We start from the raw sequence: 19,040 nt of genomic DNA on the forward strand, positions 1-19,040 counted from the left end.
GTATCGTGGTCGGGGCCGTGCGCGGGCCGCTCAACCCCGGGCGCGGGTCAGGAAGTCCTCGGCCCCGCCCACGAGCTCGATGTGGCCGGTCTCGACGTCCGCCGTGGCCATCGTCGCGACCTCCGCGGCGAACTCCTCGACGGAGTACAGCTTCCCGGCGGCCTCGCGGCGCTGCTCGAGCGCGCCGGGACGGGCACGGTTGAGCAGGGTCGCGGTGACGGTGCCCTCGATCATGTCCCCGGAGACCACCACGAAGGAGACGCCCTTCTCGCTCATCTCCCCGATCCGTGCGGTGAGCGCGGTCTCGCCGGCGCGCTTGGAGCGCGCCACCTGCTCGTACTCCGGCATGGTCTCGACGTCGTCGATGAAGTGCGCCTGGTGGCTGGTCACGAACACGACCCGGCCGCCCGAGGTGAGGTGCTCGAGCCCGGCGGTGAGGGCGTCGGACTGCGCGTCGCGGTTCAGGCGCATCGCGTAGTCCTCGCCGAGATCGGCCTCCATGCCGCCGGAGGCGTTCAGCACCAGCAGGTCGAGACTGCCGTAGGTCTCCACCGCGGTGCGCATCAGGGTGCGCACGCCCTCGGGGTCGGTGAGGTCCGCGCCCACGGCCACGGCGCTGCCGCCGGCGGCCTCGATCTCGGCGACCACCTTGTTCGCCCGCGGCGCCTTCTGGCGGTAGTTGATCACGACGTTCGCACCCTCGGCGGCGAGCAGCTGTGCGGTCGCGGCCCCGACTCCTCGGGACGAACCGGTGATGACGGCGGTCTTGCCGGCGAGGGCGCTCATGGATGACTCCTGGGATCGTGGTCGGTGCGTGCCGTGCGTGAGGGGTGGCGCGCTCGCGCCGCCCGCTCGTGGACGGGTGTGCGCGTCACCGACCTGTGAGCCTACCGGAGCACGGCCGATCTGCCGTTAGGCTGGGCCCGCGCGCGAGTGGCGGAATTGGCAGACGCGCTGGATTTAGGTTCCAGTGCCCCAGGGCGTGAGGGTTCGAGTCCCTTCTCGCGCACGGCACATCATCGCGACCAGGAGATGCCACATGACCCTGTTCGGGCTCGTCCGCCACGGGCAGACCGACTACAACCTCCAGGACCTCTTCCAGGGCTCCTCGGACATCCCGCTGAACGCCACCGGCATCGCGCAGGCCCACGCCGCGCTGGACGACCTGCCGCCTGTGGCCTGGGACGCGGTGCTCTCCTCCCCGCTGCAGCGGGCCGCGCAGACCGCCCGGATCATCGGCGAGGACCATGCGATCCCGTTCGAGGGCACCGAGCCGCGCCTGGTGGAGATCGACTGGGGTGCGGCGGAGGGACGCCCGGTGCGGGAGATGGAGGAGCGCCACCCCGGCCGCTCCTTCCCCGGCCGCGAGGACCACCAGGCCGTGGCCGATCGCGGCTACGACGCCCTGGAGGATCTCGAGCGCCGCTACCCCGGCAAGAAGGTGCTGCTGGTCGCGCACGGCACCCTGATCCGCTTCCTGCTCTCGGGGATCATCGAGCGCCCGCTGCCCTCGATCCCCAACGCCACCCTGTCCCTGGTCGAGCTGGAGGGCACCACGTGGCGGGTGCGCATGATCGCCGGCGAGGAGGTCGACCACGCGGTCACCGTGCCCGACCGCTCGCAGAACCCGCGCTTCGTGGTCGAGAAGTCCCAGCTGGCGCCCGCGCAGATCGCGGCGCGCATGGCGGCGCCCGGCGCCGAGGAAGGAGGACGGGGATGACCCCGCACACCGCAGTGGACTCCGAGGGCTCCTGGTTCGAGCCCGACCAGGTCGCCGAGCTGCGTCGGCGCCTGCCGATCCCCTACGTCGACGTGGTGCCGGTGCGCACCGACGTGGACGGCTCCGTGGTGGAGGTGGGGCTGCTGCTGCGCGCCTCCGGCGCCGGCCGGATCGTGCGCGCGATCGTCTCCGGGCGCGTGCTCGTGCACGAGACGGTGCGGGAGGCCATCGCACGGCACGTGGAGAAGGACCTGGGCCCGATGGCGATGCCGCGCATCCCGGTCTCCCCGGTGCCGTTCACGGTCGCCGAGTACTTCCCCACACCGGGGATCTCGCCCTTCCACGATCCGCGCCAGCACGCGATCTCGCTGGCCTACGTGGTGCCGATCGACGGGGAGACCGCTCCGCAGGAGGACGCCCTGGAGCTCACCTGGTTCGAGATCGACGAGCTGACGGCGGAGTCCACCCCGCTGGACGAGATGGACGGCGGCCGCGACCTGCTGGTGCGGCGCGCCCTCGCCCACGTCGGCGCGCTCTGAGCGCGCGCTCGCGCCCGCTCAGACCAGCAGGTCGGCGACGTGCCGGGCGAGGGCCCGGAACGCCCGGCCGCGATGCGAGATCGCGTCCTTCTCCGCGGGCGCGAGCTGCGCCGAGGTGCGCGACTCCCCCTCGGGCAGGAACAGCGGGTCGTAGCCGAACCCGCCCTCGCCCCGGCGGGCCCGCAGCAGCGTCCCCACCATCTCGCCGCGCTCCACGGTCTCCGCGCCGTCGGGCGCGACCAGCGCCGCCGCGCACACGAAGCGCGCGGTGCGGTGCGCGTCCGGGACGTCGGAGAGCTGGGCCAGCAGCAGGTCGTTGTTCGCCTCGTCGTCGCCGTGACGTCCGGACCAGCGGGCGGAGAAGATCCCCGGGGAGCCGCCGAGCACGTCCACGGCGAGCCCGGAGTCGTCGGCGACGGCGAGCAGCCCCGTCGCCGCCGCGGCGGAGCGGGCCTTCAGCAGCGCGTTGCCCTCGAAGGTGACCGCGTCCTCGACCACGTCCGGCAGCGCGATCCCCTTCGAGGAGATGATCTGCTCGGCGGCGAGCCCCGGCACCGCAGCGGTGAGGATCCGCTGCAGCTCGGCGAGCTTCCCCGCGTTGTGGGAGGCGAGGATCACCCGCGCGCCGGCCGGGACGACGCCGGCGGCGGCGGAGCCGGCCGAGGCGGACCCGTCGGCCGAGGCGGACCCGGGTGCGGCGCTCATGCCTGCCCGGCCAGGACGTCGCCCTGGACGCGCGCGAGCTCGGCGCAGCCGCCGGTGGCCAGGTCCAGCAGCGCGCCCAGCTCGGTGCGGTCGAAGGGGGCGCCCTCCGCGGTGCCCTGCACCTCCACGAAGGAGCCGGAGCCGGTGACCACCACGTTCATGTCGGTCTCGGCCTCCACGTCCTCGCGGTACTCGAGGTCCAGCAGCGGGCGGCCGTCCACGATGCCCACGCTGATGGCGCTGACGGAGTCGGTGAGCACCTCTGCCGCGGCCGGGAGATCGGTGTGCCGCTTCGCCCAGGAGACCGCGTCGGCGAGCGCCACGTAGGCGCCGGTGATCGCGGCGGTGCGGGTGCCGCCGTCCGCCTGGAGCACGTCGCAGTCCAGCTGGATGGTGTTCTCGCCGAGCGCGTCGAGATCGATGACCGCGCGCAGCGAGCGGCCGATCAGGCGGGAGATCTCATGGGTGCGCCCGCCGATCCTCCCCTTCACGCTCTCGCGCGGGGAGCGGGTGTTCGTGGCGCGGGGCAGCATCGCGTACTCGGCGGTGACCCAGCCGGAGCCGGAACCCTTCTTCCATCGCGGCACCCCCTCGGAGAAGGAGGCGGTGCACAGCACACGGGTGCGGCCGAACTCGATCAGCGCGCTGCCCTCGGCCTGGTCGAGCCAGCCCCGGGTGATGCGCACCTCCCGCAGCTGGTCGGGGGTGCGGCCGTCCACGCGGTCGCCGTCGGGGGTGGGGGTCGAAGAGCTCACGGAGCTCCTTCCTCATGGGTGTCTCGGGACGACCTCGAGGATATCGGTCGGGGCCACCACGGTGATCGGGCCGTCGTAGCGCCGGCGCGCCTCGGCCAGCGGGGCCGCGGGATCGGTCCAGGCGGGGATGTGGGTGAGGGCGAGGTGGCGCACCTCGGCCCGGGCGGCGCACTCCCCCGCGCGCAGGCCGGTGAGGTGCACGCCGGAGAAGCGGTCGTCCCGCCCCTCCACGTACCCGGCCTCGCAGAGGAACAGGTCCGCGCCGGCGGCGAGCTCGTCGAGCGCCTCGCAGGCGTCGGTGTCCCCGGAGTAGGCGAGCGTGGCGCCGTCGGCGGTGAGCCGGAAGCCGTAGGACTCCACCGGGTGGAGCACCGCCCGCGCCTCGATGGCGAGCGGGCCGATGTGGAACGTGGCGCCGTCGGAGAGCACCCGGTGGTCGAAGGGGACGGTGTCCACCCCTGCGGGCACCGGGCCCTCCCGGCCCACCACGCCGGCGAGCCGCTCCGGCAGCGGGGCGGGGGCGTAGATGGGCAGCGTGCCCAGATCGTCGCGCGAATGGTAGGCCCAGAACACCTCGAGCCCGGTGAGATCCAGGTAGTGGTCCGGGTGCAGGTGGGAGATGATCACGGCGTCCAGATCCGCCGGATCGATCACGGCCTGCAGGGGCCCGAAGGCGCCGGAGCCCAGGTCCATCAGCACGCGCCACACCCGCCCGTCGGCGTCCTCGTGCTCGATGAGGTAGCTGGAGGCGGCGCCGTCGGGGCCGGCGAAGCTGCCGCTGCAGCCGATCACGTGCACCCTCATGCCGGCACCACCGGCAGCGTGCCCGTCATCTCCAGCGTGGGCCCGAGGAAGCGGCGGGAGAGCCGGGCGAAGTTCTCGCTGCCGGCGCCCACGGCGGTCTGGGCGAACACGTGCCGGGGCGGGCGGGAGGACTCCCGCAGCTGGTCGGTGGACTGCAGCTGCGTGTACACGTCCAGCGCGGTCTCCTCCGCGGAGGAGACCAGGGTGACGTCCGGTCCCATCACGTAGCTGATGGCGCCGGCGAGCATCGGGTAGTGGGTGCAGCCCAGCACCAGGGTGTCCACCCCGGCCTCGCGCACCGGGGCGAGGTACTCGGTGGCCACCTCGATCACCTCGTGGCCGGTCACCACGCCGCGCTCGACGAACTCCACGAAACGGGGGCAGGCCCGGGCGGTGAGGGTGAGGGCGGGCGCGGCGGCGAAGGCGTCCTCGTAGGCGCGGGAGGTGACGGTGCCCTGGGTGGCGATCACGCCCACGCGGCCGTTGCGGGTGGCGGCGACGGCACGGCGCACGGCCGGCTGGATCACCTCGACCACCGGCACGTCGTAGCGCTCGCGCGCATCGCGCAGCACCGCGGCGGAGGCCGTGTTGCAGGCGATCACCAGCATCTTCACGCCCTGGCCGACGAGCTCGTCCATGATCTCCAGCGCCAGGGAGCGCACCTCGGCGATGGGGCGGGGCCCGTAGGGGCCGTGCGCGGTGTCGCCGATGTAGACGAGCTCCTCCTGCGGGAGCTGGTCGAGGACGGCGCGGGCGACCGTCAGGCCGCCCACCCCGGAGTCGAAGATCCCGATCGGCGCGTTGTTCATCCGGGCAAGGCTAAACCGGACAGCCGTCGGGGGCAGTGACGGCACGCTCACTGCGTGCCGTTTCACAGTGCGTGCACACTATTCGTGGGCTCGGCCCGGCGCGTGACCGGCCGAGCTCCTCCCTGTCCACGCGGCGGCGGCTCGCCCTCAGTCCAGGGCGCGCAGCAGGCTCTCCTGCAGCCAGCTCAGCAGCTCGTAGACGGCGATGACGATGTCGGAGCCCACATGCTCCTCGTCCCCCGCGCTCTCGGCGCCCTCCACCTGCTCGCCGATCTGCTGGAGCATCCGCACGGTGTCGAAGTCCCCGTCGCGCTGCAGCCCCAGGCGGTCCGCCAGCACGATCCGCACGTCGTTCAGGGCGCGCAGCAGCGCGATCGACTCGTCGTCGTCGACCACCACCTCGCTGTGCCCGTTCCCGGTGCGGTCCAGGATCGCCATCACGCGCCGGAGATCCGCGAGCTTGCCCTCGGCGAGGTCCTGCTGCCCCAGTCGCCGGTACTCCTGGGCGAGGGCGGGATCCTCGGAGGCGGCGGGGAACAGGCGCTTCACGGCCGGGTCGGAGGGCTCGCGCGCCTCGCGCCCGGCGAACTCCGCCTCCAGCCGGCGCAGCGGGTCCTCGCTCTGCGCGGCGCGGCGCAGCGCGTCGCCGTCCGCATCGATCCCCAGATCGGCGCGGATCAGATCGGCGGTCTCCTGCGCGACCTGCGCGATGATCGCCTTCTCCTCGCCGTCCAGGCGGCACGCGAGGCTGCCGTCGGCCCGGCGGCGGAACGCGTGCGCCATCAGTCCTCCCCCGCCCTCTCCAGGGTGGCCTGCAGCCCGAAGGAGTGCATCGCCTGCACGTCCCGCTCGGCCCGCTCGCGGGATCCGCGCGAGACCACTGCCCGCCCCTCCTCGTGGACCTGCAGCATCAGCTGCTCGGCCACCAGGTGCGAGTACCCGAAGTAGCGGCGGAAGACGAACACCACGTAGCTCATGAGGTTCACCGGGTCGTTCCAGACCACGGCGCACCAGGGCCCCACGGACTCCGGCGCCTCCTGCTCGTCGCCGAGGAGGGCGGGCAGCGACTCCGTCCCCGGGTCCGCACGCGGCAGCTCCACCGGCATGCACATCCTCCTGACTCCTGCCGCACCCAGGGGTCGGGCCGCGGCGGGACGAGTCTACGGGGCGCGCCGCATCCCGCGCCCACCCGGCACGCACTACGGTGGACATCGTGACTTCCGCCCTGCTCACCGACCTCTACGAGCTGACGATGCTGGAGGCCGCCCGCGCGGCCGGCACCGCCTCGCGCCGCTGCGTCTTCGAGGTGTTCACCCGCTCCCTGCCCGAGGGACGGCGCTACGGCGCGCTCGCGGGCACCGGGCGGGTGCTCGACGCGATCGCGGACTTCCGCTTCGACGACGCGGACCTGCGCTACCTGCGGCGCACCGGGGCGCTCGGCGAGGAGACGCTCGAGCACCTGGCCTCCTATCGCTTCACCGGGGACGTGCACGGCTACGCCGAGGGCGAGCTGTACTTCCCGGGCTCGCCGGTGCTGCGCATCGAGGGCACCTTCGAGAACGCGGTGCTGCTGGAGACGGTGGTGCTCTCGATCCTCAACCATGACAGCGGCGTCGCCTCGGCCGGCTCGCGCATGGTCACCGCCGCCCGCGGCCGGCCCCTCATCGAGATGGGCGGGCGGCGGGTGCACGAGGACGCCGCGATCGCCGCGGCTCGTGCCGCCTACCTGGTGGGCTTCGCCTCCACCTCGAACCTCGCGGCGGGCGCCCACTACCGGGTCCCCGTGGCGGGCACCTCCGCGCACGCCTTCACGCTCCTGTTCGACGGCGAGGAGGACGCCTTCCGCGCCCAGCTCGCCACCCAGGGCGCGGGCACGACGGTGCTCGTGGACACCTACGACGTGGACTCCGCCGTGCGCACCGCCGTCGAGATCGCGGGCCCTGCGCTGGGCGCGGTGCGCCTGGACTCCGGGGACCTGGCCGCGCAGGCGCACGAGGTGCGGGCGCTGCTGGACTCGCTCGGTGCGACCTCCACCCGCGTCACCGCCACCGGTGATCTCGACGAGCACCGGCTCGAGGAGCTGAAAGGCGCCCCGCTGGACGGCTACGGGATCGGCACCCGCCTGGTCACCGGCGGCGGCCATCCGGCGCCCGGCTTCGTGTACAAGCTGGTCGAGCGGGAGGGGGCCGACGGGCAGATGCACCCTGTCGGCAAGCGCTCGACGGACAAGGCGACCCTCGGGGCCGGCAAAGCCGCGTACCGCATGGTGGTGGGCGACCGGGCCCGGGCCGAGCTGGTGCTGCCCGGCGAGGCGGAGGTCGCCGAGTTCGAGCGGGAGCTCACCGCGGAGCTGATCTCCGGGACCTCGAACCCGGACTGGGCGCGCACCAGGCTGCGGCCGCTGCAGGTGCCGCTGATCGAGGGCGGCGAGGACGTCGCCCCGCGGCGCGCCCCGGCACGCCTGGAGGCGGCACGGGAGCGCCATGCGGCCTCGCTCGCCGAGCTCGGGCTCTCCCCCGACGAGGGTCCCGACGGCGAGATCGCGATCCCCACCGTCACCGACGGCGCGGAGGCCGCTCGGGTGCTCGGCTAGAGCACGTCTCCGCAGCGGGTGGTCGCGCCGTGCGGGCGCTCGGGTGCGGCGACGACGCGAGGTCACCGCCGCCCGCCCCCTCGGTCTCGCGCGGCGACGGCGTCGCTCCCGGGAACACCGCGGCCGCTCCGCTCAGCGCCGGCCGACGAACCAGCCGCGCACGATCCCGATCCGCTCCTCGATCTGCGCGGCGCTGGCCTGCGCGACGGCCGGGCCTCCGCTGCGCGAGCGCAGGGTGTTGTGCACCGACCCGTGCGGGGTGCCGGACTTCCGCGCCCACGCCGAGACCAGCGTGCTGAGCTCCTTGCGCAGCTCCATCAGCCGGCGGTGGTCCACGACGTCGGGCGCCGGGGCGTCCGCGGCGCCGGCCTTCTGCCGCCTCGCCTGCTGCTGGGCCTGCTGCTGCTGCAGCACGGTGCGCATCTGGTCGGCGTCCAGCAGGCCCGGGATCCCCAGGAACTCCTGTTCGTCCTCGCTGCCGGCGAGACCGCCGGCGCCGTACTCGCCCCCGTCGAACAGCACCCTGTCGAAGGACGCCTCGGACTCCAGCGCCTCGAAGCTCATCTCCAGCTGGTCGGAGGCCTGCTCGGGCCGGTTCGCCTGCTCGATGAGGGCCTCGTCCAGCCCGGTCTCCTCGTCGCCGGCCTTCGGGCGCCGGTCCAGCACGTGGTCCCGCTCCGCCTCCATCTCGGCGGCGTGCGACATCAGGATCGGCACGGTGGGCAGGAACACGCTGGCGGTCTCGCCGCGGGTCCGCGAGCGCACGAAGCGGCCCACCGCCTGGGCGAAGAACATCGGGGTGGAGGTGGAGGTGGCGTACACCCCGACGGCCAGGCGGGGCACGTCGACGCCCTCGGAGACCATCCGCACCGCCACCATCCAGCGGTCGTCCCCGGCGGAGAACTCCTCGATGCGCCGGTTCGCGCCGTCGTCGTCGGAGAGCACCACCGTGGGCTCCTGCCCGCAGATGTCGCGCAGCGTCGCCGCGTAGGCGCGGGCGGCCTTCTGATCGGTGGCGATGACCAGACCGCCCGCATCGGGCACATGGCGGCGCACCTCGGTGAGACGACGGTCCGCGGCCGAGAGCACCGACTGGATCCACTCGCCCTTGGGGTCCAGGGCGGTGCGCCAGGCCTGCTGGGTGATGTCCTTCGTCTCCAGGGCGCCCAGCTGGGCGGAGACCTCGTCGCCGTCCTTGGTGCGCCAGTGCATCCGGCCGGAGTAGGTCATGAACAGCACCGGGCGCACCACGTGATCGCGCAGCGCCTCGCCGTAGCCGTAGGTGTAGTCCGCCTTCGAGCGCAGGAAGCCCTCGCCGTCCTCCTCGTAGGTGACGAAGGGGATCTGCGAATCGTCCGAGCGGAACGGCGTGCCGGTGAGGGCCAGTCGCCGCGTGGCCGGGTCGAACGCGTCGCGCACGCCGTCGCCCCAGGTGCGGGAGTCGCCGGCGTGGTGGATCTCGTCGAGGATCACCAGGGTGCGGTCCGCCTCGGTGCGGGCGCGGTGCAGCGCCGGGTGCATGCCGATCTGCGCGTAGGTGACCGCGACGCCCTGGTAGTGGCTGCCGTGGGCGCCCTGCGCGTTGGAGAAGTTCGGGTCCAGCGAGATGCCTACGCGCGCGGCGGCGTCCGCCCACTGGGTCTTCAGGTGCTCGGTGGGGGCGACCACGGTGATGCGGCGCACCGTGCCCTCGGCCAGCAGGCCCGCCGCGATCTGCAGCGCGAAGGTGGTCTTGCCCGCGCCCGGCGTCGCCACCGCCAGGAAGTCCTTCGGGGCGCGGCTGCGGTACTGCTCGAGGGCCTCCGCCTGCCAGGCACGGAGCTTGGGGACGGTGCCCCAGGCGGCCCGCTCCGGGTAGGCGACGGGAAGCGATCGCGCGGCCGCCTCGGAGGGGCGGCGGGGATCGCTCTGGGAGAAGAGGGAAGGGGTGGTGTTCACAGCGCTGACCACCGTACCGCCGGGGAGCGACGACCCGCCGACGGCAGCGATGTGAGGAAGTCCGCGGGCGTGTCCGCCGCGGTGCCCGCGCGCGCTGCGGGTCGGGCGCTCAGCGCCGCCCGCCGAAGAAGCCGCGGAAGCCGCCGCCCTTCCCGGAGCCGCCGGTGCCGTCCCCGCCGTCGTTCGGCTCGCGCATGCCCTCGTAGATCTCCTTGCACTCCGGGCACACCGGGTACTTCTCCGGGTCGCGGCCGGGGACCCACACCTTGCCGCACAGCGCGATCACGGGGGTGCCGCCCAGGGCGGCCTGGGTGATCCTGTCCTTGCGCACGTAGTGCGCGAACCGGTCGTGGTCGCCGTCGTCGGTGGTCTGCTCCTGCTCCTGCAGCTGCCGATCGAGCACGGCGGTGCTGCCGGGCGCGGCACCGGGATCGTCGCTGTAGGGGTCCATGCGGGACGGGTCGGAGGTGGAGGACATGACTGCTCCCAGGATCGATGTCGTGACGCCCCGAGTCTACCGTCGGGCCCTCCGGGGCGTCGGCCCCGCCTCCCGCCGCGCGCGCCGCAGGCCTGGGACAATCCCGGCATGGACGCCGTCGTCGCTCACCTCCGCCGCCTGCCCGACGAGATCGCGCTGGCGGGCGGCTCGTTGCCGTGGCGGGCGGGACTGCTGCTGCTCGCCCTGGCGGCGAACATCGGCTTCTACCTGCCCGCGCTGCCCTCGGGCACGCCCGGCACCGCCGTGCCCGGCGTGGACAAGGCGGTGCACCTGCTGGTGTTCGCCCTCACCGTGTTCGCCGCGGGGCGGCTGCTCGCCCCGCGACGGCGCTTCCCGATCGGGTGGGTGGTGCTGGTCGCGCTCGCGCACGCGCTGATGATCGAGCTGGTGCAGCTGCTGGTGCTCCCGCAGCGCAGCGGCGACGCCGCGGATCTCCTGTTCGGGGTGCTGGGGATCGCGCTGGGCGTCGCCGCCTGGGCCGGGGAGCGGCTGGTCAGCCTTCGAGGGTGATCTCGTCCGCGTAGACGGCGGGCATCGCCCCGGTGATCGTGTCCACGGTGCCGGCCTCCTCGCGGGCCACCTGCTCCACCGCGCTCGCGACCGACTTGGTGACGCCCTCGTGGAACACGCTGGGCACGATGTAGGTGGGGTTGAGCTCCTCCGCGGTGACCACGTCGGCCAGGGCCTTCGCCGCCGCCAGCAGCATCTTGTCGCTCACCCGGGTGGCGTGCGCGTCCAGCAGGCCGCGGAACACGCCCGGGAAGGCGAGCACGTTGTTGATCTGGTTGGCGAAGTCGCTGCGCCCGGTGGCGACCACCTCGGCGTGCTTCACCGCCTCCGACGGGTCGATCTCCGGAGTGGGGTTCGCCATCGCGAACACGATCGAGCGCTCCGCCATGGTGGCGACGTCCTCGGCGGTGAGGATGTTGCCGGCGCTCACGCCGATGAACACGTCCGCCCCGGCGACCGCGTCGGAGAGGGTGCCGGTGAGCTCGCGCGGGTTGGTGACCTCCGCGATCCAGGGCAGCCGGCCCTCCAGCTGCTCCCGGCGCTCGTGGACGATGCCGTCGATGTCGGTGACCACCACGTCGCGCGCGCCCGCCGCGCGCAGCAGGCGCAGGATCGCGGTGCCCGCGGCCCCCGCCCCGGAAAGCACGATGCGGGCGGTGGCGATGTCCTTCTCCACCACGCGCAGGGCGTTGCGCAGCGCCGCGACCACCACGATCGCGGTGCCGTGCTGGTCGTCGTGGAAGACGGGGATGTCGAGCTCGGCGCGCAGGCGGTCCTCGATCTCGAAGCAGCGCGGGGCGGAGATGTCCTCGAGGTTGATGCCCGCGAAGACGGGGGCGATCGCCTTGACGTGGGCGACGATCTCGTCCACCGAGTGGGCGTCCAGGCAGATCGGGAACGCGTCGATGTTCGCGAAGCGCTTGAACAGGGCGGCCTTGCCCTCCATCACCGGCATCGCGGCGAGCGGGCCCAGATCGCCCAGGCCCAGGATGGCCGAGCCGTCCGAGACCACGGCGACGGTGTTGCGCTTGATGGTGAGGCGGCGGGCGTCCTCGGGGTTCTCCGCGATCGCCTTGACCACCCGGGCCACGCCCGGGGTGTAGATCATGGAGAGGTCGTCGCGGTGGCGGATCGGGAGCTTCGACTCGACGGTGAGCTTGCCCCCCAGGTGGGCGAGGAAGGTGCGGTCCGAGACCTTGCCGAGCTCGACCCCCTCGAGGTCCTTGAGCTCGTCCACCACCTCCATCGCGTGATCGTGCCCGGCGGTGAGGACGGTGATGTCCGCGCGCAGGCGCTCGGGGCCGGAGGCCGAGACGTCGAGGGCGGTGACCGTGGCCCCGCGCCTCTCGATGCAGGCGGTGATGTCGCTGACCGCGGCGGACCGCGCGGCGAACTCCAGACGGATCGTGATCGAGTAACTCACGGATGGCATCGGTGGCATGCCGCCAGCTTAACGAGGAGTGCCGCCGCGCGGAGGCGACTTGGCCGGGCCCGTGCCGAGCGCACAGTTGTCCTCCTCACGTCCTTCGTGGGAACGTGCCTCATGGACTTCTGGGGACGGCGTGGACGGTCTCGGGCGATGCCGATGGTGCTCGCCGCCCTCCTGCTCGGCGGCTGCGGCGGTGCCGGCACCGCGCTGCCTCCCTCCGAGGCGGTGGCGACGTACGACGCAGCGGCGGAGGACCTGCTGGCCGCGGCGGCCACGGTGCGCGAGCTGCGGTGGGAGCGGCGCGGCCAGGAGATCGTGGAGCCCGGAGCGACGGACTGCCGCTACCAGGCGGGGATCTGGGACGCTGACGGCGCCCTCTATCCGGAGCCCGGGCAGGGCACGGACTGAGGTCCCTGGCGGGAGGCGCTCGATCCGGTGCTCGAGGAGCACGGCTTCGCGCCGCTGAGGAGGGAACGACGCAGCGGCGGGGTGTACTGGGTGGAGTCCGAGGGCGAGCACGGGGCGCGCCTGCTGCTGCAGGCCGACGGGTCGCTGCGGATCACCGACATCCGGGTGGAGGCCACGCCGTGCGAGGACGCCGCCCTCGGGCTCTGACCGCTCAGTCGGTGTACGGGGCGACGTCCCCGGCGTGGCGGTCCCAGAGGGCGCGGGCGGCGGGGACCTGCGCGGCGTAGCGCTCGGGGTGCGCGGAGATCTGCACGGCCTGCGCGGCCCGTCCCGGCGCCCACTCTCGGTAGTCGGGGGCGAGGTCCAGCAGGCCCGGCGCCTCGGAGTGCGCGCCCAGTCCCAGGAACGCGTCGACGGCGCGCTTCTTGTGGCGCACCTCCCCGGCGGTGCCCCAGCCCATCGAGGGACGCTGCTGGAACAGGCCGCCGGAGTCGAGGTCGACGGCGGGCTCGTAGTTGCGCAGCCAGGACTCCACGATCGCGGTGGCGAGGGTGATGACCCCTGCCTGCTCGTCGAGCTCGTGCCCCTTGATCACCGCGATGAGGAACCTCGCGTTCTCGATCTGCCACTCGTCCATGTCATCCACGAGGAAGCCCTCGCGGGTCTCGGGCCGGGTCAGGAACTCCTCGGACCACACCTCCTCGGCGCGGGCGGGCGCGAGCGCGCCGAGCGTGGTGAGGGACGTGAGGCCGACCGCTCCGGCGAGGAGCAGGTGGCGGCGGGAGAGCGCGGAGGCCGGGGAGGCGGGCATCGGTGGTCCTTCGGTGTCGAGGGCCCGGGGCTGAGCGCACCCCCGGGGCAGGGCCGTGACAACGTAGCGGCGGGCCCCGGCGGCTGTGAACCCCCTCCTCGACCCCCGAACATCCCTCTCACCTGCGGCTTGATCTGCACATGACCGCACCATGACCCGCGCCCACGGGGGCGCCCGCACCACGTCCCCGCCGGTCGCGGCGCCTCCTGGACAGCCGTCGGCACCGGTGGGCGGCGCGTCCTCCGGCGGGACGGTGACGTGGCGGACGCCGTCGGCAAAGATCTCGCAGGCCTCGCCGCCACGCCCTGGGACGGGAGCCAGGTCACGCGGAGGTCACGGCGGGGAGGCGCCGGTCACACTCGCGGCCCGCCGCCGCGGCTCAGGCGGTCAGCTCGGCGATCGCCTTGCGGATCCGCTTGTCGGAGACCGTCTGCGCGGTGCCGAGGGTCTGGGCGAACAGGCTCACCCGCAGCTCCTCGAGCAGCCAGTCGATCTCGCGCACGTCCGCGTCGGCCCGGCGCCGGGCCGAGAGCGTCGCCCGCTGCGACTGCCAGTACCGGGTGAGGTCCTCCACCTGCCAGGCCAGCTGCTCGTCCTGGCGGGGGTTGTCCGGCAGCTTCTCCAGCCGCAGCGCATCCGCCTCCAGGTAGCGGCTGAGATCCTTCAGCCGCGTGAGGCCGGTGCGGTAGATGAACCCGTCCCCCAGCAGGGACGCGGCGTGCTCACGGATCTGCGTGAGATGCGAGAGCACCGCGAGGGAGGAGACCTTCCCCACCTGCTTGTGCAGCCGCGCCGAGACCGCGAGCGCGGAGGCGGCATCCTTCACGGCCTGCGCGGCCAGCGCGTCGTGCCCCCGACGCACCTCCTCCAGCAGCGTGTCGTACTCGGCGCGCGTGCGCACCGCCGCGTCGCCGGCCAGGTGCGCCGTCGCCGCGCGGGAGGCATCCGCCAGCAGCGCGGCCGTGGAGGCGTAGTCGGAGCCCGCGACCGCGAGCTTGGTGGGGTTCGGCAGCGCGTTCAGCACCGCCCCCAGATCCGCGTGCAGGTCGCGGTCCAGCAGGGCGAGCACCCCCTCGCGATGCGCGAGCTCCTGCTCGTCGGCGGTGGCGAGCACGGCCAGGTCCACTTGCCGCAGGCGGCCGTCCTCCCCGCGCCGCGCCACCAGCGCCGGGTAGCCGGTCACCGTCAGGCCGCCCACCACGGACTCGTGCACCGCCGGCACCCCCTCGGAGGGGAAGCCGGGCAGGTCCGTGCGGGCCAGGGAGTCGGCGCGGGCGGAGACGGAGGCGTCCACCCGCTGCTTCAGCCGCCCCTTCAGCGCCTCGAGGTCGTCCCCGGTGCCGATCTGGCGGCCCTTCTCGTCCACCACCCGGAAGTGCATCCGCAGGTGGACGGGGAGCTTCGCGAGGTCGAACTCCGGCCCGTACAGAGGCAGGTCGTCCGGCACGCCGGGCAGTGCGACCAGCTCGTCGGCCGCCGCCTCGAGGAAGGACTCCCCCGCCTCCGGATCATCGTCGTGCAGCCTCGCGGCGACGGCCTTCGCCCGCTCGGGCGCGGGCACCAGGTGGCGACGGATCGGCTTGGGCAGGGAGCGGATCAGCTCGGTGACCAGCTCCTCGCGCATCCCCGGCACCAGCCAGTCGAAGCCGCGCGGGGCGAGTCGGTTCAGCACCGCCAGCGGGATGGTGGCGGTGACGCCGTCGGCGCCCTTGGCGCCCACCTCGCCGAAGGAGTAGCTCAACGGCAGGGTGATGTCCCCCTGCACCCAGGTGTCCGGGAAGTCCGCGGCGATCGCCTCGGCGACGTCCTCGTCCGCGGCGAGCAGGTCCTGCTCGGTGAGGGTGAGCAGGTCCGGGGTCTCGTGGCGGGCCTTCTTCCACCAGCTGTCGAAGTGACGCCCCGAGACCACGTGCGCGGGGATCCGCTCGTCGTAGAAGCGGAACAGCTGCTCGTCGGAGATCAGCAGGTCGCGGCGGCGGGTCTTCGCCTCGAGCTCCTCGAGCTGCTGGATCAGGGCGCGGTTGTCGCGGAAGAAGTGATGGCGGGTGCGCCAGTCCCCCTCGATGAGGGCGTGCTGGAGGAAGATCTCGCGAGCCTCCTCCGGGGCGATCCGGCCGTAGCCCACCACCCGGTCCGCCACCAGCGGCACCCCGAAGAGGGTCACCTTCTGGTGCGCCATGGCGGAGGCGCGCTTGGAGGACCAGTGCGGGGCGGAGTGGGAGCGCTTGACCACATGGGCGCCGGTCTCCTCCGCCCAGGCCGGGTCGATCCGCGCGGCGGTGCGGCCCCACAGGCGGGAGGTCTCCACCAGCTCCGCGACCATCACGTAGTCGGGGCGCTTCTTCGCCAGTGCCGAGCCGGGCCACAGCGCGAAGCGGGCACCCCGGGCGCCGGCGTACTCGCGGGTGCGGTCGTCCAGCAGGCCCACGTGGCTGAGCAGCCCGGCCAGCAGCGACTGGTGGATCGCCTGCGGGGAGGCGTCGCTGTCGTTGCGGGACAGCCCGGCGTCCTTGGCCATGTCGCGCAGCTGGGCGTGCAGATCCCACCACTCGCGGATCCGCAGGTAGTGCAGGTGCTCGGCGCGCACCTCGCGGCGGAAGGCGCTGGAGGAGAGGTCCGTGCGGCGCTGCTGGAGGTGGTTCCAGAGGTTGAGGAAGGCGAGGAAGTCGCTGGTCTCGTCGTCGAAGCGCCTGTGCTTCTCCCTGGCCTGCTGCTCCTGGCCCAGCGGCCGCTCGCGCGGGTCCTGGATCGACAGCGCCGCCACGATCACCAGCACCTCCCGCAGCGCGCCGAGGCGGTCCGCCTCGATGAGCATGCGGGCCATGCGCGGATCCAGCGGGAAGCGGGCCAGGGTGCGGCCGACGGCGGTGAGCCGCCGCCCGCCCGGGGCGCGGGCGTCGGACTCGATCGCGCCGAGCTCGTCCAGCAGCCGCACGCCGTCGGCGATGGCGCGGCTGGCCGGCGGCTCCACGAAGGGGAAGGACTCCACGTCCCCCAGCCCCAGGGACGTCATGAGCAGCACCACGGAGGCCAGCGAGGTGCGCAGGATCTCCGGCTCGGTGAACTCGGGGCGGCTCTCGAAGTCCTCCTCGGAGAACAGCCGGATCGCGATGCCGGGGGCGGTGCGGCCCGAACGTCCCGACCGCTGGTTCGCGCTGGCCTGGGAGATCGGCTCGATCGGGAGGCGCTGCACCTTGGTGCGCTGGGAGTAGCGGGAGATGCGGGCGAGCCCGGAGTCGATGACGTAGGTGATGCCGGGGACGGTCAGCGAGGTCTCGGCCACGTTGGTGGACAGGATGATGCGGCGGTAGGTGCCGGCCTTCGGCGGGGAGAAGATCTTCTGCTGGTCCTGCGCGGAGAGCCTCCCGAACAGGGGCAGCACCTCCACCGGCAGGGCCGAGCGGCCGCGGGTGCCACGCGACAGGTGGTCGGTGAGCGCGTCGGAGATCTCGCGGATCTCCCGCTCCCCGGGCAGGAACACGAGCATGTCCCCGGGCCCCTCGGCGGCGAGCTCGTCCACCGCGTCGGTGATCGCCTGGGTGAGGTCGCGCTCGATGGAGTGGACGTCCTCCAGCTCGTCGTCCTCGTCCACCTCGGGCTCGAGCACCAGGGGGCGGTAGCGGATCTCGACGGGGTAGGTGCGGCCGGAGACCTCGATGATCGGGGCCGGCTTCTTCTCGCCCGAGGGCAGGGGCGCCGCGAAATGCTCGGCGAAGCGCTCGGGGTCGATGGTCGCCGAGGTGATGATCACCTTGAGATCGGGGCGCTGCGGGAGGATCTGGCGGAGGTAACCGAGGATCACGTCGATGGTGAGAGAGCGCTCGTGGGCCTCGTCGATGATGATCGCGTCGTAGCGCGTCAGCAGGCGGTCCCGGCCGATCTCGGCCAGCAGGATGCCGTCGGTCATGAGCTTCAGCCGGGTGCCGCGGGAGGTCTCGCGGGTGAAGCGCACCTGGTAGCCGACGGTCCCCTCCCCCAGCTTCTCGCCGAGCTCGCTCGCGATGCGCTGGGCGACGGAGCGGGCGGCGATCCGGCGCGGCTGGGTGTGGCCGATGAGCTTCCCGCGCTCCCCGTACCCCATCTCCAGCAGCATCTTCGGGATCTGGGTGGTCTTGCCGGAGCCGGTGGCGCCGGCGATCACCACCACCTGGTGCTCGGCTATCGCCCGCTGGATGTCCTCGCGGCGCTGCGAGACGGGCAGATCGCCGGGGTAGCTGATCCGCGGGCCCGGGGCGGAGGCCTTCTCGGGGCTGTGCGGGGCGGACGGGTCGGGGCTCGCGGAGGGCGTGGTCATGGCGGAGACACTCTACGTGGGAGTCCCCGTCGGCGTCGTGCGCATTCCGGGCGCTCGCGACGATGCCTGCACCCGCGCCCGGGCCGTGCCCCGCTCAGCCCGTCGGGGTCTGGTGGGCCAGCATCCGGCGTCCTGCCCGCCCCAGGGGGTGGTGCGACGGATAGGCGAGCACCAGGGAGAGCGCCATGCGGGTGGCCCAGGCCCAGGCGCGCAGGCGCAGCGCCTCCCAGGTCGCGTCGTCCTCGATCCCGGTCCACGCGGCGTGGGCGCGGTACGACTCGAGAAGGGCCGGGGAGGGTGCGTGCAGCAGCAGCGCGCCGAGATCGCTCGCCGGGTCCCCGCGGGTGGTGTCGCCCCAGTCGATGAGGGTGGCCGCGGCCCGCACCGTCGGCGGCGGCACCACCACGTTCCCCGGATGGGGGTCTCCGTGCAGCAGCAGGTCACGGCCGTCCCACGGCGGGGCGTCGAGCCCCGCCTGCCAGCGCGCGGCGGCGCACCGACGGTCCGGGCCGCTCAGCGCCGAGCGCTCGAGGTCTGCGGCGAAGGCGTCCTCGCGCGTGGCCAGCGGCACCCCGCGCACCGGGTTCCTGCCCACCTCGGGCGCCGGGCCGGAGTGGATGGTGGCGAGCATGCGGCAGAGGTCCTCGGCGGTGGTGCGCTGCACGAACTCGCCCGCCTCGGCCACGGTGGTCCCCTCGATCCACTCCACCAGCACCGCGTCCTCCGCGGTGGCGACCACGGCCGGGAGGCCCATCGGCAGCGTGGTGCCCAGGCCGCGCAGGCGGCGCAGCACCGTCACCTCACGGCCCAGCAGGGCGCGGGAGGAGCGTCGACGAGCGATGCGCAGCACCAGCTGACGGCCGTCAAGGGTGCCGATCGGCCACAGCACGTTGTCCCAGCCCTCGCCGCGCGGCCGCTTCCCGATCTCCCAGCGGATCCGCTCCAGCTCCTCCCCCTCCTCGGGGCGGAGCCTCGCGCACAGCAACTCCACCCGGCGCAGGTCCACCGGGAGATCAGCAGGGGGCGGGGTAGGGGTGCGGTCCGGCTCACCGGTCATCGCTCCACCGTACTGGCCCGGGCCCCTCCCCGGGCCGGAATCCTCCACCACGCGGTCGCGGCACCCCGCACCACGGCAATCGACGGGAAGACGACCAGGTGAGCGGCCTTCCCTCGTACCGTGGGCGCCATGCAGGCGCAGGGACGCCGTCGCGGAGTCGCATGCTCGC

General features: G+C 73.5%; 19 protein-coding genes and 1 tRNA gene. 7 read left to right on the forward strand and 13 right to left on the reverse strand.

The features are described from left to right. Positions 1-30: 30 nt before the first annotated feature. On the reverse strand, positions 31-786 hold the full coding sequence (locus DWV08_RS07435) for an SDR family oxidoreductase (protein ID WP_115413214.1): 756 nt from the start codon (positions 784-786) through the stop codon (positions 31-33). A 141-nt stretch (positions 787-927) separates the two neighbouring features. On the opposite strand from DWV08_RS07435, the gene DWV08_RS07440 reads away from it, so the two are divergent. The 3 genes from DWV08_RS07440 to DWV08_RS07450 all read left to right on the forward strand — a co-directional run bounded on the left by DWV08_RS07440 (position 928) and on the right by DWV08_RS07450 (position 2,259). Next, positions 928-1,009 (forward strand) — tRNA-Leu (locus tag DWV08_RS07440). Positions 1,010-1,039: 30 nt separating this feature from the next. Beyond that, entirely contained in the window at positions 1,040-1,720 is a 681-nt protein-coding gene (locus DWV08_RS07445) for a histidine phosphatase family protein (protein WP_115413215.1), read from the forward strand. Then, complete coding sequence (locus tag DWV08_RS07450) at positions 1,717-2,259, forward strand: NUDIX hydrolase family protein (RefSeq protein ID WP_115413216.1); 543 nt, start codon at positions 1,717-1,719, stop codon at positions 2,257-2,259. Before DWV08_RS07445 ends, DWV08_RS07450 begins: the two co-directional genes overlap by 4 nt. Before the next feature lie 18 nt (positions 2,260-2,277). Here the strand turns inward: DWV08_RS07450 and rdgB are convergent, their stop codons facing one another. From rdgB to clpS, 6 genes are all read right to left on the reverse strand, one after another. Next, positions 2,278-2,964: an RdgB/HAM1 family non-canonical purine NTP pyrophosphatase gene (gene rdgB, locus DWV08_RS07455; RefSeq protein WP_115413217.1), complete on the reverse strand. Its 687-nt coding sequence runs from the start codon at positions 2,962-2,964 to the stop codon at positions 2,278-2,280. After that, positions 2,961-3,719, reverse strand: coding sequence for a ribonuclease PH (rph, locus tag DWV08_RS07460; protein ID WP_115413218.1), 759 nt, complete (start codon positions 3,717-3,719; stop codon positions 2,961-2,963). The genes rdgB and rph overlap by 4 nt, the downstream gene beginning before the upstream one ends. A 12-nt stretch (positions 3,720-3,731) precedes the next feature. Next, positions 3,732-4,523, reverse strand: a complete 792-nt coding sequence (locus DWV08_RS07465; RefSeq protein WP_115413219.1) for an MBL fold metallo-hydrolase — start codon at positions 4,521-4,523, stop codon at positions 3,732-3,734. Beyond that, a complete protein-coding gene (gene murI, locus DWV08_RS07470) occupies positions 4,520-5,332 on the reverse strand; it encodes a glutamate racemase (protein ID WP_115413220.1) in 813 nt (270 codons plus the stop codon). The genes DWV08_RS07465 and murI overlap by 4 nt, the downstream gene beginning before the upstream one ends. Before the next feature lie 147 nt (positions 5,333-5,479). Beyond that, positions 5,480-6,115, reverse strand: coding sequence for a DUF2017 family protein (locus DWV08_RS07475; RefSeq protein ID WP_115413221.1), 636 nt, complete (start codon positions 6,113-6,115; stop codon positions 5,480-5,482). Further along, positions 6,115-6,438 (reverse strand): ATP-dependent Clp protease adapter ClpS, encoded by a 324-nt coding sequence (clpS, locus tag DWV08_RS07480; protein ID WP_115413222.1) that lies wholly within the window; start codon positions 6,436-6,438, stop codon positions 6,115-6,117. The genes DWV08_RS07475 and clpS overlap by 1 nt, the downstream gene beginning before the upstream one ends. 107 nt (positions 6,439-6,545) lie before the next feature. Between clpS and DWV08_RS07485 the strand changes: the two genes are divergently transcribed. After that, complete coding sequence (locus DWV08_RS07485; protein ID WP_162801523.1) at positions 6,546-7,925, forward strand: nicotinate phosphoribosyltransferase; 1,380 nt, start codon at positions 6,546-6,548, stop codon at positions 7,923-7,925. A gap of 132 nt (positions 7,926-8,057) precedes the next feature. Here DWV08_RS07485 and DWV08_RS07490 read toward each other — a convergent pair whose 3' ends face one another. Together DWV08_RS07490 and DWV08_RS07495 are read right to left on the reverse strand one after the other, a co-directional pair. Next, positions 8,058-9,863 carry a DEAD/DEAH box helicase gene (locus tag DWV08_RS07490; protein WP_241237433.1) on the reverse strand — a complete coding sequence of 602 codons (1,806 nt, stop codon included), beginning with the start codon at positions 9,861-9,863 and terminating at the stop codon, positions 8,058-8,060. 109 nt (positions 9,864-9,972) lie between these two features. Then, the gene (locus DWV08_RS07495; RefSeq protein WP_115413225.1) at positions 9,973-10,341 is read right to left on the reverse strand and encodes a DUF3039 domain-containing protein; all 369 of its coding nucleotides are present in this window, start codon (positions 10,339-10,341) and stop codon (positions 9,973-9,975) included. 108 nt (positions 10,342-10,449) lie between these two features. On the opposite strand from DWV08_RS07495, the gene DWV08_RS07500 reads away from it, so the two are divergent. Next, positions 10,450-10,872, forward strand: coding sequence for a VanZ family protein (locus tag DWV08_RS07500; RefSeq protein WP_115413226.1), 423 nt, complete (start codon positions 10,450-10,452; stop codon positions 10,870-10,872). On the opposite strand, the gene DWV08_RS07505 is transcribed toward DWV08_RS07500, so the two are convergent. After that, entirely contained in the window at positions 10,856-12,313 is a 1,458-nt protein-coding gene (locus DWV08_RS07505; protein ID WP_115413227.1) for an NAD-dependent malic enzyme, read from the reverse strand. The two genes, DWV08_RS07500 and DWV08_RS07505, sit on opposite strands and share 17 nt — an antisense overlap. 138 nt (positions 12,314-12,451) lie before the next feature. Between DWV08_RS07505 and DWV08_RS07510 the strand changes: the two genes are divergently transcribed. Further along, positions 12,452-12,709: a hypothetical protein gene (locus tag DWV08_RS07510; protein ID WP_115413228.1), complete on the forward strand. Its 258-nt coding sequence runs from the start codon at positions 12,452-12,454 to the stop codon at positions 12,707-12,709. Positions 12,710-12,736: 27 nt separating this feature from the next. Next, positions 12,737-12,916, forward strand: a complete 180-nt coding sequence (locus DWV08_RS07515) for a hypothetical protein (protein ID WP_115413229.1) — start codon at positions 12,737-12,739, stop codon at positions 12,914-12,916. A 4-nt stretch (positions 12,917-12,920) separates the two neighbouring features. On the opposite strand, the gene DWV08_RS07520 is transcribed toward DWV08_RS07515, so the two are convergent. From DWV08_RS07520 to DWV08_RS07530, 3 genes are all read right to left on the reverse strand, one after another. After that, positions 12,921-13,520, reverse strand: a complete 600-nt coding sequence (locus DWV08_RS07520) for a hypothetical protein (protein WP_115413230.1) — start codon at positions 13,518-13,520, stop codon at positions 12,921-12,923. Positions 13,521-13,899: 379 nt separating this feature from the next. Continuing rightward, positions 13,900-17,814 carry an ATP-dependent RNA helicase HrpA gene (gene hrpA / locus DWV08_RS07525; protein WP_115413231.1) on the reverse strand — a complete coding sequence of 1,305 codons (3,915 nt, stop codon included), beginning with the start codon at positions 17,812-17,814 and terminating at the stop codon, positions 13,900-13,902. 94 nt (positions 17,815-17,908) lie between these two features. Continuing rightward, positions 17,909-18,871, reverse strand: a complete 963-nt coding sequence (locus tag DWV08_RS07530; RefSeq protein WP_115413232.1) for a phosphotransferase — start codon at positions 18,869-18,871, stop codon at positions 17,909-17,911. Positions 18,872-19,040 lie beyond the last annotated feature (169 nt).

The organism is Brachybacterium saurashtrense (assembly GCF_003355475.1).
In the GTDB taxonomy this organism is placed as follows: Bacteria; Actinomycetota; Actinomycetes; order Actinomycetales; family Dermabacteraceae; genus Brachybacterium; species Brachybacterium saurashtrense.